This window comes from Actinotignum sanguinis (assembly GCF_030230305.1).
Lineage (GTDB): Bacteria > Actinomycetota > Actinomycetes > Actinomycetales > Actinomycetaceae > Actinotignum > Actinotignum sanguinis.
The window spans coordinates 45,795-59,765 of record NZ_JASPCQ010000010.1 but is presented as its reverse complement, the minus strand read 5'-3'; the positions used below and the strand labels follow the sequence as shown (position 1 = coordinate 59,765).

Below are 13,971 nucleotides of genomic sequence, written 5' to 3'. Positions count from 1 at the left end.
TGCGCGGCTAGGTGCGCACTTAATGCGCGGCTAGTGCGCGGCCTCGCGCCAATTTGGGCCGTATCCCACACCCACCGAGAGAGGCACCCGCAGCTGTGCTGCCCCGGCCATTTTTCGGCGCACGATTTCCTCCGCTGCCTCGTGCTCACCGGGCGCCACTTCCAGCACAAGTTCGTCATGGACTTGGAGGAGGACTCGGCTGCGCAGCCCCGCCTCGCGCAGCGCTTCCACCACGGCCACCATCGCGATCTTGATGATATCCGCCGCGCTGCCCTGGATGGGAGCGTTAAGAGCCATGCGTTCGGAGGCCTCGCGCAGCTGCCTGTTCGTGGAGCGTAGCTCGGGAAGATAGCGCCGCCGCCCCAGCAGCGTTTGGGTATAGCCGTCTTGGCGGGCTTTCGCCACGAGGGAATCGAGGTAATCACGTACGTTCCCAAAGCGCGCGAAGTAGGCGTCCATGAGTTCTTGAGCATCATGGGCTGAAATATGGAGCTGACGGGAAAGCCCGTAAGCAGAAAGCCCGTAGGCCAGCCCGTAGCTCATCGCTTTAATACGGGAACGTTGTTCGCTACTCACCTCGCTTTCGGGAATCCCGAAGACGAGGGATGCTACCGAGGAATGCAGGTCTTCGCCCTCGTTAAAGGCGGTGATCAGCGCTTCATCGCCGGAAAGCGAGGCCATGATCCGCATTTCGATCTGCGAGTAATCCGCGGTCATCAGCGCCGCATAGCCTTCGGAAGGAATAAAAGCAGAGCGGATCTGGAGACCTTCGGCCGTGCGCGCGTGAATATTTTGAAGATTCGGGTCGGTAGAAGAAAGCCGCCCGGTGGCAGCTACCGCCTGCTGGTAGGTAGTGTGGATTTTTCCGTCCGCCCGGGTGTTACGCTGCAAGCCCTCGACGGATTGCCGCAATTTAATGGCGTCGCGGTGTTCGAGGAGCGCCCCGAGGAATTGTGTTCCGGCCACGGCTTTATCGTCCTCGCGCGCGGCGATGCGCACCGCAAGATCGGCCAGCGCTTCCGCATTCGTGGTGTACCCAGATTTGGTTTTCCGGGTGGTGGGCAAGCCGAGTTCCTCGAAAAGCACCCCCTGTAATTGCTTGGGGCTGGAAAGATTGACTTCGTGGCCGATGGCATCATAAGCGAGCCGGGCCGCGGCTTCCACGCGCCCATCGAAATCTTTTCGCAGTTTTTCTAGGTAGGGAGAATCCACGGCAATACCGGTGTCCTCCATCTGCGCGAGCGTGCGAGCCACGTCCATTTCCAGGTCGAGCAGAGCGCCATCCTCGCCGCGCATGTTCAATTCCCCGAGCAACTTATCGGAGAGCGGGCCGAGGAGTGCGGCGCGCTCGGCCAAAGGATCGGCCTGTCCGTCCAGCCCGGGCAGCACTCCCCCGTCCCCCAAATCAACGCCGAGGTGCCGCAGCGCAAGATCGCCGAGGTCATAACTGCGCTGATCGGGATAGAGAAGGTAGGCGCACAGCACGGTATCACGTACGACGCCGCGCAATTCGACGCCCTGCCCCCGCACCCGATGCCAGGCTTCTTTGGCGCCGTGCACCACCTTCGGGGCATCAGATTCCAGCCAGGCACGCACCTGGGCGGTATCGTCGTCGTTCATAGTGTGAGTATCGAGCAGGAGTGCGGCCGTTGCCGTTCCAATCGCCAGTGCCTCCACGCTCCCCGCACCCGGACTAGCCGGGCCCGCCAGTTCAAGACCGTACACCGGCGCATCGGAGTGCCGGGCGAGCCATTCGCGTACCCCGGATGTGGTGATCTCCAGGCCGGTGAGGGTAAAACCGGCACTCGTATCGGTTTCGGTGGTGCCGTCACGTGCCGGTAATTCTGCCAGGACGCGCCCGCGTAGAGTGTCAAAATCAAGAGTGTCAAAAAGCTCGTGTAACGCTTCTCGTTCCACTCCGCGCGGGCGGAATTCCTCAAGGTTCTCTCCGATAGGAAGGTCACGCACGAGGGTATTGAGGGAGCGATTCTGGCGAACCTGATCCAGGTGCTCGCGCAAAGAGGTACCAACTTTTCCGCCGATATCATCCGCGCGGCTGAGAATAGTATCGAGGTCACCGTAGGTGGCCAGCCATTTTGCCGCGGTTTTCGGGCCGACCCCGGGGACTCCGGGAATATTATCGGCGCCCTCTCCCACGAGTGCAGCCAGGTCAGCATAACGTTCGGGGCGCACCCCGGTTTTCTTTTCGATACCGGCCGGGTCGAGAGCCTGCATGGCCGAACGCGGCATGGGATAGAGCACGGTGGTGTGCTCGTCAACGAGCTGGTAAGAGTCTTTGTCACCGGAGGCGATATAGACATCCGCTCCCTCTTCTACGGCGCGACGCGAGAGGGTGGCGATAATATCGTCGGCTTCGTAGTCCTCATAGGTAAGCCAGGTAATGCCGCAGACATCAAGAACGTTTTTAATAACATCGATTTGTCCGGCGAATTCTACCGGTGTGGGGGCCCGGCCTCCCTTATAGTCCGGATAGACGCGGGTGCGGAATGTTCCTCCCGGCAGGTCAAAGGCCACGGCGATGTAATCGGGGTGGTAATCACCAATGATTTTAAGCAGGGTGGAGAGGAAACCGTAAACCGCATTGGTGTACTGCCCGCGATCGGTGAGGAAATTCTCTGCCCGCAGGGCATAGAAGGCGCGGAACGCCATGGAATGGCCGTCAACAAGAAGGAATTTTTTTTCACTCACCCCTCTAGCCTACGCGAGATAGCAAGCAGGCGCCCACCGGAGATCCGGTGAGCGCCTGGCTGCACGAGTATGGAATGATCAGCGCGAGCTCAGCCGCGCCATGCGTGCACCTGGTGGCTAATTACGCCCGCCTACCTGTTCAATCACAGCATCGGCCACTTCGCGCATAGTGAGGCGCCGATCCATCGAGGTCTTTTGAATCCAGCGGAAAGCTTCCGGTTCGGTCAGGCCCATCTGCGATTCCAGCAAGCCCTTAGCCCGATCCACCCGCTTGCGGGTTTCAAATTGCTCGGCCATGGTGGACACTTCGTTTTCGAGCGCTTCGATTTCCTGATTACGCGAGACCGCGATTTCTACCGCGGGAATGAGATCAGCGGGCGTGAACGGCTTGACCACATAGGCCATCGCTCCGGCGTCCCGTGCGCGCTCCACCAGGTCACGCTGCGAGTAGGCGGTGAGCATGACGATGGCCACGCGGTGTTCTTCCAGAATGCGATCCGCTGCGGTAATGCCGTCCATCCCCGGCATCTTCACATCCATGACAATAAGATCCGGTTCGAGTTCACCGGCTAGTTCAATAGCGGATTCGCCATCGCCAGCTTCCCCGACAACCTCATACCCGGCATCTTCCAGTGTTTCAACGATATCGAGGCGAATGAGAGTTTCATCTTCAACGACAAGAACCCGAATAGCTTCTTTGTTCTCCGCGGATTGCGCCGCTGCGTCCTTGGCCATCATGACCCCTTCGACCGGCATGCCGGATAGATTGAACCAATGTACTGCGTGCGATGTTGCACCTGCATCCACACTGAAGTGTTCTCTGACCTTTGAGAGAATGATGACCGGCAACGGGATTCACGCGCCCCTTACCATGCTGTCAGACTGCGCGGTGCAGAGCAAACACCGGGACAGAGATTCCCAGCGAACTTCAAGGTTATCGCCGCGGTGCTCCCGGAGGGACTCGAACCCTCACGCCTTGCGGCGCTGCATTTTGAGTGCAGTGTGTCTACCAATTCCACCACAGGAGCTTACGCGTGTGCTGACATTACCAGCGGGATCACCAGGATCACCGCGGGTGATTGTGCAAACGCAGAGAATATTTCACCATACCCGCCACCAAATTTCAAATGAGGTGACGCAGAAAGTTGGAATGGGAGCGGGTGCCCGCCCGACCTATGCCGGCAGGCACCCGCTCGCCTTTCCTGTGCTAGCCGCGCATCCGGCACGCCTAGCGCAGTTCGCGAGTTTTAGGCAACGCCCGTTTCTTCACCGATCTTGTGAACACGCAGGGTGTTGGTGGAGCCGGCTACGCCCGAAGGCATCCCGGCCACGATCACCACGCGGTCACCGACCTGGGCGCGGCCCAGTTCGAGAAGGCGGTCTTCTACCTGCTGCACCATCTCATCCGTGGTGGCAGCGGAGTGATCCACCGTGTAGGTTTCGCTACCCCACAGCACGGCGAGCTGATTGCGCACCTTCTCCGAGGGAGTGAAGTTGATAATGGGCAGGCGGGAACGGTTGCGGGCCACGCGGCGGGCGGTATGCCCGGTTTCCGTAAAGACCACAACGGCCTTGACGCCCAGCGCTTCACCGATGTCCAGCGCGGAGCGGGTGAGAACGCCGTTGCGGGTGCGATGCAGGGAAGAGAGCTGCGGGATCTGCTCCAGGCCGTGTTCCTCCGTGTAGGAAACGATAGAGGCCATGGTCCGCACACATTCGATCGGGTAGAGACCCACCGAGGTTTCCCCGGAAAGCATAACGGCATCCGCACCATCCAAAATGGCGTTGGCGCAGTCAGAGGCCTCAGCGCGGGTAGGCCGCGGGTTCTGGATCATGGATTCGAGAACCTGGGTGGCGAGAATGACCGGCTTGGCGCGCTTGCGGGCCAGCGAAATGGCTTCCTTCTGCACCAGCGGAACCTGCTCAAGGGGCAGTTCCACGCCGAGGTCACCGCGGGCGACCATAATGCCGTCGAAGGCCTGGACAATATCATCCAGGTTGGCAACCGCCTGCGGCTTTTCGATCTTGGCGATAACGGGGAGGCGAATACCCTCTTCGTCCATGATGCGGTGGACATCGTCAATATCCTTGGCATCACGCACGAAGGAAAGTGCGATGAGATCCGCGCCGTAGTTGAGGCCCCAACGCAGGTCCTCTTCGTCCTTTTCGGACATGGCGGGAACGGACACCGCCACGCCGGGAAGATTAATACCCTTGTTATTGGAAACAGGGCCGGGGACCTCCACGCGGGTGACCACGTCAGTGCCGTCCACAACTTCCACAACGCGCACGGAAACCTTGCCGTCGTCAATCAAGAGCACATCACCGGGGTTGCAATCGCCCGCCAAGCCCTTGAAGGTGGTGGAGCAAATATCCTTCGTGCCGGGGATATCGCGGGTGGTAATGGTGAAGGTATCGCCCACGTTCAGCTGGACCGGGCCTTCGGCAAAACGGCCGAGGCGGATCTTCGGGCCTTGCAAGTCAACGAGTACCGCAACCGGGGTACCCAGTTCCTTCGCGGCGGCGCGCACATTATCAATGCGCTTTTCGTGTTCTTCATGCGAACCGTGGGAGGCGTTAATACGCGCCACGTTCATGCCGGCTTTAACAAGTTCAAGGATTTGATCGTAGGTATCCGTAGCCGGACCCAACGTACACACAATTCTAGCTCTACGCATGTTTCCTATCTTACCCGAGCGCCCTGTTTCCCCATCGGGACTCAAGGCACTCGTCCTGGTAAATATGCACCGTTATAAGCCCCGCTAGCGGAGCTCATCTTTACGCTAGCGCACGGCTCGCGCAGCGGCGTCACCCGTTCACTGAGCGGTTACCCACGCCCTCGTCGGATTCGCTTGCCGCGGCGGCAGCATCACTATCGCGTGCGGCCCCGGGAGTCTCCATTTTTTCGGGCACGACGGCGGCCGCGCCGGCAGCGGCGGCGTCGTTCTGCGACATGTCAGTTCCCTCAGTTTCCGGCTCGGGGCGGGCCCGCAACCACACGTGATCGCGAGAAGAATCACGCAGGTAGGCGCGTCGCAGGATAAAGAGGGCGATGATCCCGCCGAGCAAAACGAGAAGCGATGTCCAAACGTTGAGACGCAGACCAGCAACGAGGTGCGCCGGATCGATACGCAGGTTTTCAATCCACACTCTGCCGAGAGTGTAAGCGATAACATATGCGGCAAAAAGCTGCCCGGCCACAAGGTGGAAGCGTTTTTCCAGGAGAAGGAGTACGACGGCGCCACCTAGGCACCACAGGGATTCATAGAGGAAGGTGGGGTGGAAGAGCTGGTCGGGTGGGAAACCGGCCGGGCGGTGTGCGGCATCGACTTCCAAACCCCACGGTAGTGCGGTGGGGCCGCCAAAAAGTTCTTGGTTGAAGTAGTTACCCAGGCGGCCGATGGCCTGGGCGATGAGAAGCCCCGGGGCAAGAGCATCCGCGAAAGGCAGGAGCCGGACGCCGTTGCGGCGGCACCCGATCCAGGCACCTACGCCGCCCAGCGCAACTGCACCCCAGATGCCCAGGCCGCCGCCACGCAGGTCAAAGACTCGCCACGGATCACGGCCCGGGCCGAAATACAGCTGGTAATCAGTGATCACGTGGTAGAGCCGCCCGCCGATAATCCCGAAAATAACCGCCCATAGCGCGATGGAAAGCGTGACGTCGCGGGTCGCGCCCTTCGCAACGTAGCGCCGCTCCGTCAGGGCATACGCGACGATAATCCCAATGACGATAGCAATCGCGTAGAACTTGATAGAGAGGGAAAATGCGGAGGTCTCGAAAAGCACCCATTCGGAGTGCTCGGGAGCCGGAATAGCTGTTGGTATCATCGTGTCCCTTCTTGTGCGTGGGCATGGGGCGGATGCCCGAGCCCGGGTGCCTGGGCGGTATATTCGGTCGCGTCAACGGCATGGTCGCTCACGTGCGCGATGCGTTCGGCCATGAGCAGCGCGGCCGGATGCCGCCCCGCGGTTGCCATGCGAGCCACAAGCCCGACCGGATCATCGGTTTCGAGGAGGGCCCGCCCTACGATAACGCACCCCGCACCGTGCCGCGCCGCGGTGAAAACATCTCGGGGACTACGCACCCCGCGCCGCACCACCCGCACGCAGGTGTAGGGCAACTGCTCGAAAAGCTGCGGATAATCTGTGACGGAACGCGAATCTGCGACGACGACGCGCGCCGCGCAGCCAATCGCACGAGTTATGTCACTTTCGGATTCCACTTCCAGGCAGGGTTCCATGCCGAGGGATCGCGCGCGTTCCACCAGTGCCTCGAGTTCCACATCGGAGAGGATGCGCGGGGTAAGCGACACAGCATCCGCGCCCGCCGCGCGCGCCCGCAAAAGCTGCACGGCGGAGACAGTGACATCGCGGTAGAGAAGCGGGCCCACTCCGATGGCGCGGGCGCGGCGCAGCGCCGGCAGGCCAAGCCCTCCGGGGATAACCGGTGCGGTCACGGAGATAGCAGCCGCTCCCCCGCCGCTCAACGCTTCCGTAAAGGCTTCGATATATTCCGGGGCGGGGGCAGGGTTTCCGTCCAGGCTGCGGATTTCCCCGATAACACCGATGGGACGCTGCGGACTGGGCGTGAGCGCACGGTAGAACTCGCGCGGTGCAGGAGCTGCCTGGACGGCGCGCCGCAGCGCATCACGCTCCTGGTCCGGGACCTGCCGAGCTGCGGCCCGCACCCGCTGTGCTACCTCATCAATAAACCATGCCACTGTGCCTCCCGCTCTCGGTGAGCTTCGCTCCGCGTGCCGGTTATGACATAGAGTACCCGCACGGGATGACAAAAATGACGCAGGAATAGGCGGGAGCAATGAAAGAAGGTGCGGACGGCCTGGATCTCCTTGCAGCCCTGGTGATTCGCGGGAACGGTAGGCGGATCTACGCCATTGACGGACGCAGCGGGGCGGGGAAAACCCAGCTATCGCGGGCCCTCGCGGCGCGACTACGGGAGAGCGGGCTGGCGGTCGAGATTCTTGAGGTGGAACGTTTCGTACCCGGATGGGACGGCTTGGCCCGTGGCGTGGAGCGGGTAGCCCGGGAGATTCTGGGGCCTTTTCTGAGTGGGGAAAGCGTGCGGGTGACACCGTGGAATTGGTATATGAGCTGCTACGATGCTCCGGTAACGGTGCCGGCTGATCAGTTCACCGAGGTGCTGCTGCTGGAAGGTTGCGGGGCGGCTTCCGCGGCCTGTGCCCCGCTATGCACGGCAACAATCTGGATGGAATGTGAGGATTCTCTCCGGCTGGCTCGGGTACGGGAGCGCGAAGGTGATCCGAGTGGCTGGTGGGATATGTGGGCCACCCAGGAGCGTGCGTTGCTCACAACAAGAGATGCCCCGGCCCTGGCACACGCGGTGGTGCGCTGGGATGCGGGGCAGCTACACGTGCAGATACGCGGCTCTTAGGCAGCCCCGGCACGAATCTGGGTGAGGGCCCGGCCCGTGGCCAAAATATCAACAATGGCAACGAGGTCGGTATCTCCGCGGGCTTGGCTGGCTGGAATAAGAATCATGACACGCGAACCTACCCGCTGATCAACTAAACCTTTGCGCATTCCATCCATGAGATCGCCCATAGCCGCGCGCACCGGCCCCGATGTCCAGCTGGAATCAACCGTTTGCCCATTCGGATCCACGAGGAAGTAGTTGAGCACAAGTTCGTCCGAGGCGGCTACCTGCTCACCGCGCCCGAGCACGAGCGGCACCACCGCGAATTCCGGAATGGGCCCGCCACCCCCGGTCAGCACGGGTGCCACGCCTTCGCCGCTTGCTAGCCCCGGCATTCCGGCCGGCGGCGTGGCCGGTGGAGGCGCTGACTCCCCGCGTGCATTTGTGTAGAGAATATCGACAATGACGATTTCTATCGCACCGGGATCTCCGGCAACTAATTCTTCTCGCTGGATGAGCAGGCGGCTGCCTTCCCGCTGCCCGCTGATGTAGGGGGCAAGTTCCCCCACTCCGGCTTGGCTCACGGTGGCGAGAGTGATCCCGCCGGTGGCAAAGCCTTCAACCGGAGCTTCGGTACGCGAGTCGAAGGAGGTAATGCGAGCGAGGACCGGGCTGCCTTCGGCCAGTTCCACCCCGTCTCCCGGGATGAGGACATCATGGCGCACTCCGTCAACATGGAGATTTCCACTCACGGAGATGGTCACGGGAGCTCCGAAAGCACCTGTAACATCCACGCTTCCGGGGGTGCCGGGCTCGCGGTGGCCGCTACAGCCCGCTAGCGCGGTAGCGGCCACCGCGAGGCCCGCCAAGATAGCTCGGTATCGCACGGGGTAGTTCACGCGGTGATCTCCTCGATAAGCGCCTCGACCTCGGGGTTTTCAGTGGCGAGTGGGTCGTTGAGGACCGCACTGGAATTCCCATTGGCCTCCATGAGGCGCAGGGTGGACCAGTCCACCGCCACATCGCGCCGGGCTTGCCGTGCAGCGGCCAGGAAACGCCCCCGCAGTGCGGCCCGGGTGGTGTGCGGCGGGGTCGTCATCGCTGCGGTGGCGCGTGCGGGCGCGATAACCCGGCGCAGAAGCCCGGATTCTTCCATCCGGTCGCGCAGACCTCCTTCGGTAATATCGTGATATGCCAAATCCAGGCGTGCCACGCGGGTATCGCAGAGTTTCGCCCCGGTGCGTTCCCGGTAGCGGGTGAGGAGGGCGAGTTTGGCAGCCCAGTCGATTTCGGTGGCAATAGCGCTCGGATCACGGCGTTCCACCGCGTCAATGGCGCGCTCCCACAGCTCGAGGAGATAGCGCCGGGTGGGGTCGAGCTCCGCCAGGTATCCTTTCCGATCCAGGTGGTTCAGCGCGGCTTCGTACATCCGCTGCTGTACCGAAATCGGATCGGTCAATCCACCACTGGCCAGTTCCAGATTCGCCCGCCCCGATAGGTCCGCGCCCGTGATCCGGATGGCGTGCATGGGGTCGGCGAGCTCCAGGTCCGGAAGGATAGCTCCTTCTTCCACGAGGGTGAGGAGAGCTTCGGTGGCCGCAACTTTGAGGCCGGTTGTTGCCTGGGAGATATTGGAATCCCCCACGATGACGTGCATGCGCCGATAGAGTTCCGCATCAGCGTGGGGTTCATCGCGGGTGTTGATCATGGGTCGGGACCGCGTGGACGCCGAAGAGATAGCCTCCCACATTTGGTGGGAGCGCTGGGAGAACTCATAGCGAACCTGCCCGTCTTCCCCGCGGTGCAGGCTACCGGCTCCCGCTACGATCTGCCTGGTCACGAAGAAGGGGATGAGCCGAGCAATGCGCTGGCGGTAGTCAGGGCGCCGGTGCACCATGTAGTTTTCGTGGCAGCCGAAAGAATGCCCCTCTGAATCAACATTGTTTTTCAGGAGGTGGATGGCCCCAGGTACGCCGTCGTCCTGTAGTTTTTCATTGGCGCGTTTCGCGAGCCGCGCAAAAATGAGTTCGCCGGCGCGGTCATGCGCGAGGAGATCGTCAATGTTGTCACATTCGGCCGTGGCATATTCCGGGTGTGCACCCACGTCCAGGTAGAGACGTGACCCGTTTTCTAGAAAAGTGTTCGTGGACCGATGCACGGCAACTACCGGCGCGAAGAGTCGCTGTGCGGATTCTTCGGCGTCCAGCGGTGGGCGTGTACCGCGCTGCGCCGCGCAGGTGATCCCGTACTCGGTCTCAATGCCCATAACGCGACGGGGTATCACTGTCCGCCTTTCTGTACGAATCCTTGCACGAAGGAGGACGCATTGCTTTCCAGCACGGCGTCGATATCGTCGAGCAGCGCATCAATACCAAAATCTTGGTTCTGTGCCTGCGGGGCCTCCACTTCGGTGTGTTCTTCCTGACGGCGTTGGGGCTGCAGGAATTCTTGACTGGACATTTCTTCCTTTCCTCTTCTCTGGTAGTGATATGCGCACGGGTGGCCGGGTGCTGCGGGCCGAGTGCGCGGCCGGGGCAGGGTGCCGGGCCGGGCGCGGTGGCGCGACTTCGCCTAGGAACCCGCCGCGGTGAGCGCGGCTATAACGTCGTCTATCGTGTGTGCGGCGGTCAGGGTAGCTCCCAGTGCGGCTTCGTTCGCGGCGTTCGGATTGGGCAAGTTGAGGCGATGAAGCTGGCCGGTGCTATCGCGTAGCAGCACGCTCGACCAGCTGGCCGCAGCCACGTGATCGGAAAAACGGGAGATGAGCTGCCCGCGGAGATACGCACGGGTGGAGCCCGGGGCCTGCCGGGCAGCGTGGGCGATCTCCGCCTCCGAGAACAGCTCCTCCACCCGGCCCGCGGCCCGGAGCTTCGCTACGATGGAGCGCTCGGGGCGCAGGTCGTGCCATTGGACATCGAGGGCACGCAGCTTATCCGAATCCCAGCTTCCCCCACCGCGTTCGCGTAATTCGTTGAGGATCTGGTATTTCGCTACCCATTCCACCTGGGGTGCGGCGGAAAAAATATCACGGGAGAGCAGGTCAAGAATGTTTTGCCAGCGTTCGAGAATCTCGGCGGTATCCGGGTCTACCTCACCGTGTTCGGCCAGCGCATCGCGCACCGCATCGAGGTAGATCTGCTGAATCTCCAGGGCGGTGCGCGGTTCGCCTTCGTGTACTTCGAGTTTGGTGGAGAGGGTGGGATCCTGGGATACCGTCCACGTGAGGGGCACGGGATTATCCATGATGACGGATTCCAGCCCGAGCGGCACCGCATCCTGTTCTAGCATCCACAGCACCAGCGAGGTGGTGCCGACCTTGAGCAGGATAGACACGTCGAATTGGTTGGCATCTCCCCCGATGACGTGCAGGCGCCGGAACCGCTGCGCGGCCGCATGGGGTTCATCGCGGGTATTGATAATGGGCCGGTTGAAAGTAGTTTCCAGCCCGACGTCATTTTCCACGTAGTCAGCGCGTTGCGAGATTTGGAATCCGGGTTGTTCGGAGCGCGGGCCGAGCCCCACGCGCCCGGTGCCGCACAGAATCGGCCGGGTCACGAAAAATGGAATGAGGTAGCGGATGATTTCCGTAAAAGGTAGCGCCCGATCCACCAGGTAGTTTTCGTGGGAACCGTAGGCCGCGCCTTTTCCGTCCACATTGTTTTTGTAGATCGCAAATTCTCGCCCGCGCTCGCGCAACAATTCCATGCCGCGCCGCGCGATGAGTTCACCCGCGCGGTCCCACAGCACCGCTTGCCGTGGAGTTGCGGTTTCCGGCGCCGAATATTCCGGGTGGGCATGATCAACGTAGAGGCGTCCGCCGTTGGTGAGGACCGCGTTGGCGGCGCGCGGGCGGCGCAGCTCTGCGTCATCTTCCGTACTAGGTACGACGACGACGCCAGCGGGCGGGGCGGGATGTTCGGGGTCATCGGTGAGCTGAGAGGGATCCGCCTCCTCCCGGCTCATCCGGAAACCGCGCGCGTCATTGAGGGGGTCTTCCCCGGTGTAGTCCCAGGCCACCGGGCCATGCGCGCCGGCTCCTTCCCCGCCCTGCCCGTAGCTTTCTACAAAATCGGCCGAGAGCACCACGGGATTTGCCCGCGGCGCAGCGGGTTCCATAATCCCAAATTCTGTTTCCAGGCCGATGACTCGACGTGCTGTCACCGTGACTCCTTCCCCGTTGTGTTGCGTGCGGGCTGCGCACTTGCGTCGGCCTGGCATGCCGGATCAACCTGGCGCGGCCGCACCGCCACGATTCGCTCCCCGCGGTTTTTACCGTTGACTTTGGCCCATTCATCCGGGTTGGAGATCTGATCCAGTTCCGAGCTATCACGCGCTTCAGCGTGGACCGCGGCCACGGCGTGTTCCGCGGTAATGCCGCGCACACCGCTCGTCAAATATGTTTTGATAGCTGCCTTTTTCGCGCGATCAACAATGCCTGCCAGCAGCGCCCCAGATACAAAATCGGCAAGGTAAAGAGTTTCTTTCCGCCCCGAGGCGTAGGTGACATCAACAAATCGATTCTCCGGGGATGCCTCGAAAACGCTATCCGCGATGAGGCGAGCCAGATGGGCAGCAGCTCCGGCCCCGCCACCGTAGGCTTCGATATCAGCCGGAGCGTAGGGCAAATCCGGAGTGAGGTACTTGGAGAGAATATCCACGCTTCCCGCGTAATCGGGGCGTTCTACCCGAATTTTCACGTCGAGTCGGCCGGGCCGCAAGATAGCCGGGTCGATCATATCTTCCCGGTTGGAGGCGCCGATAACAATGACGTTAGAAAGTTGTTCCACCCCGTCAATTTCGGCAAGAAGTTGGGGCACCACGGTTGTTTCCACATCGGAAGAAACCCCTGAGCCGCGGGTGCGGAAGAGGGCTTCCATTTCGTCGAAGAAAATAACAACGGGAATACCCGAGGAGGCCCGGTCCCGGGCCCGCGAAAAGATTTCGCGGATCTGGCGTTCGGTTTCCCCCACGTATTTATCGAGAAGCTGCGGGCCCTTGATATTGAGGAAGTACGAGGATGCCTTGGCTACCCCCTGGGCGCGCGCAGCATTCTCCGCGAGGGAGGTGGCCACCGCTTTCGCGATCATTGTTTTCCCCGTTCCCGGAGGCCCGTAGAGCAAAATTCCCTTGGGTGGGCGCAGGCCGTGCTCTCGGTAGAGTTCGGGTTGCTGGAAGGGTAATTCGATACTGTCACGAATTTCCTCAATCTGGGCATCCAGACCGCCAATATCCGCGTAAGAAACATCCGGCACCTCTTCGAGTAAGAGGTGTTCGACATCCGGCCGTTCCACTTTTTCAACCAGGAACCCGGTTTTCAGATCCGCCATGCAGGTATCTCCCACCCGCAGGCTAGAGGCTGAGAGCTTCCCGCCAATGCGCAGCACCTTTGTTTCATCCGCGTGCACTCGCACGAGCACCCGCTGGGGATCCAGGACAAGCTCCACGGCCACAAGTTGCCCGGTATTTTCGTAGCCGCCGATGCCGACCACCACGAGTTCTTCATTCAGGCGTACTTCTTGGCCGGGGCGTAATTGTTCCAAGGCGACATACGGGGACACAGCCACATTCATTTTTCGGCCGCCTACGAGGGCGTCAATGGAATGATCAGAAGAATGCCCGCGAATAAAGGTGGCGAAAGTAGCCGGCGGCCGGGAAAGGGAATCGAGTTTCTCCCCCAATTCCTGGATCCGTTTGCGGGCGGCGACCAGCGAGGTGGAAAGCCGTTCATTTTTCTCACGCAAGGACGCGATTTCGGCAAGAGCCGCGCTCGACTCCGATGTGCTCATGGCTTCCTTTCTGATCGTCCCTTTATTCTAGGACAGGCCAACCTTACCGCCCACCCCGGGATATAGCATCCCCGGCGC

Annotated in this window: 11 protein-coding genes and 1 tRNA gene; 1 reads left to right on the top strand and 11 read right to left on the bottom strand. The window is 61.4% G+C overall.

The window, feature by feature from the left end:
* Window positions 1–30: 30 nt before the first annotated feature.
* From polA to QP828_RS06515, 6 genes are all read right to left on the bottom strand, one after another.
* Window positions 31–2,709: a DNA polymerase I gene (gene polA, locus QP828_RS06540; RefSeq protein ID WP_274734408.1), complete on the bottom strand. Its 2,679-nt coding sequence runs from the start codon at window positions 2,707–2,709 to the stop codon at window positions 31–33.
* A gap of 117 nt (window positions 2,710–2,826) precedes the next feature.
* Window positions 2,827–3,444: an ANTAR domain-containing response regulator gene (locus QP828_RS06535; RefSeq protein WP_274734414.1), complete on the bottom strand. Its 618-nt coding sequence runs from the start codon at window positions 3,442–3,444 to the stop codon at window positions 2,827–2,829.
* Between the two features lie 211 nt (window positions 3,445–3,655).
* Window positions 3,656–3,737 (bottom strand) — tRNA-Leu (locus QP828_RS06530).
* A 219-nt stretch (window positions 3,738–3,956) separates the two neighbouring features.
* Window positions 3,957–5,387, bottom strand: a complete 1,431-nt coding sequence (pyk, locus tag QP828_RS06525) for a pyruvate kinase (RefSeq protein WP_126134945.1) — start codon at window positions 5,385–5,387, stop codon at window positions 3,957–3,959.
* A gap of 130 nt (window positions 5,388–5,517) precedes the next feature.
* Window positions 5,518–6,540: a prolipoprotein diacylglyceryl transferase gene (lgt, locus tag QP828_RS06520; RefSeq protein ID WP_274734409.1), complete on the bottom strand. Its 1,023-nt coding sequence runs from the start codon at window positions 6,538–6,540 to the stop codon at window positions 5,518–5,520.
* A complete protein-coding gene (locus tag QP828_RS06515; protein ID WP_274734410.1) occupies window positions 6,537–7,433 on the bottom strand; it encodes a beta/alpha barrel domain-containing protein in 897 nt (298 codons plus the stop codon). The genes lgt and QP828_RS06515 overlap by 4 nt, the downstream gene beginning before the upstream one ends.
* A 98-nt stretch (window positions 7,434–7,531) precedes the next feature.
* On the opposite strand from QP828_RS06515, the gene QP828_RS06510 reads away from it, so the two are divergent.
* Window positions 7,532–8,125 (top strand): nucleoside/nucleotide kinase family protein, encoded by a 594-nt coding sequence (locus QP828_RS06510; protein ID WP_274734411.1) that lies wholly within the window; start codon window positions 7,532–7,534, stop codon window positions 8,123–8,125.
* Here QP828_RS06510 and QP828_RS06505 read toward each other — a convergent pair.
* The 5 genes from QP828_RS06505 to arc all read right to left on the bottom strand — a co-directional run bounded on the left by QP828_RS06505 (window position 8,122) and on the right by arc (window position 13,893).
* A complete protein-coding gene (locus QP828_RS06505; protein WP_274736534.1) occupies window positions 8,122–9,006 on the bottom strand; it encodes an FKBP-type peptidyl-prolyl cis-trans isomerase in 885 nt (294 codons plus the stop codon). The two genes, QP828_RS06510 and QP828_RS06505, sit on opposite strands and share 4 nt — an antisense overlap.
* On the bottom strand, window positions 9,003–10,373 hold the full coding sequence (gene pafA, locus QP828_RS06500; protein WP_274734046.1) for a Pup--protein ligase: 1,371 nt from the start codon (window positions 10,371–10,373) through the stop codon (window positions 9,003–9,005). Before pafA ends, QP828_RS06505 begins: the two co-directional genes overlap by 4 nt.
* Window positions 10,374–10,387: 14 nt before the next feature.
* On the bottom strand, window positions 10,388–10,567 hold the full coding sequence (locus QP828_RS06495) for a ubiquitin-like protein Pup (RefSeq protein WP_126134950.1): 180 nt from the start codon (window positions 10,565–10,567) through the stop codon (window positions 10,388–10,390).
* A 111-nt stretch (window positions 10,568–10,678) separates the two neighbouring features.
* Window positions 10,679–12,268, bottom strand: a complete 1,590-nt coding sequence (dop, locus tag QP828_RS06490) for a depupylase/deamidase Dop (RefSeq protein ID WP_274734049.1) — start codon at window positions 12,266–12,268, stop codon at window positions 10,679–10,681.
* On the bottom strand, window positions 12,265–13,893 hold the full coding sequence (gene arc / locus QP828_RS06485) for a proteasome ATPase (RefSeq protein ID WP_274734050.1): 1,629 nt from the start codon (window positions 13,891–13,893) through the stop codon (window positions 12,265–12,267). Before arc ends, dop begins: the two co-directional genes overlap by 4 nt.
* Window positions 13,894–13,971 lie beyond the last annotated feature (78 nt).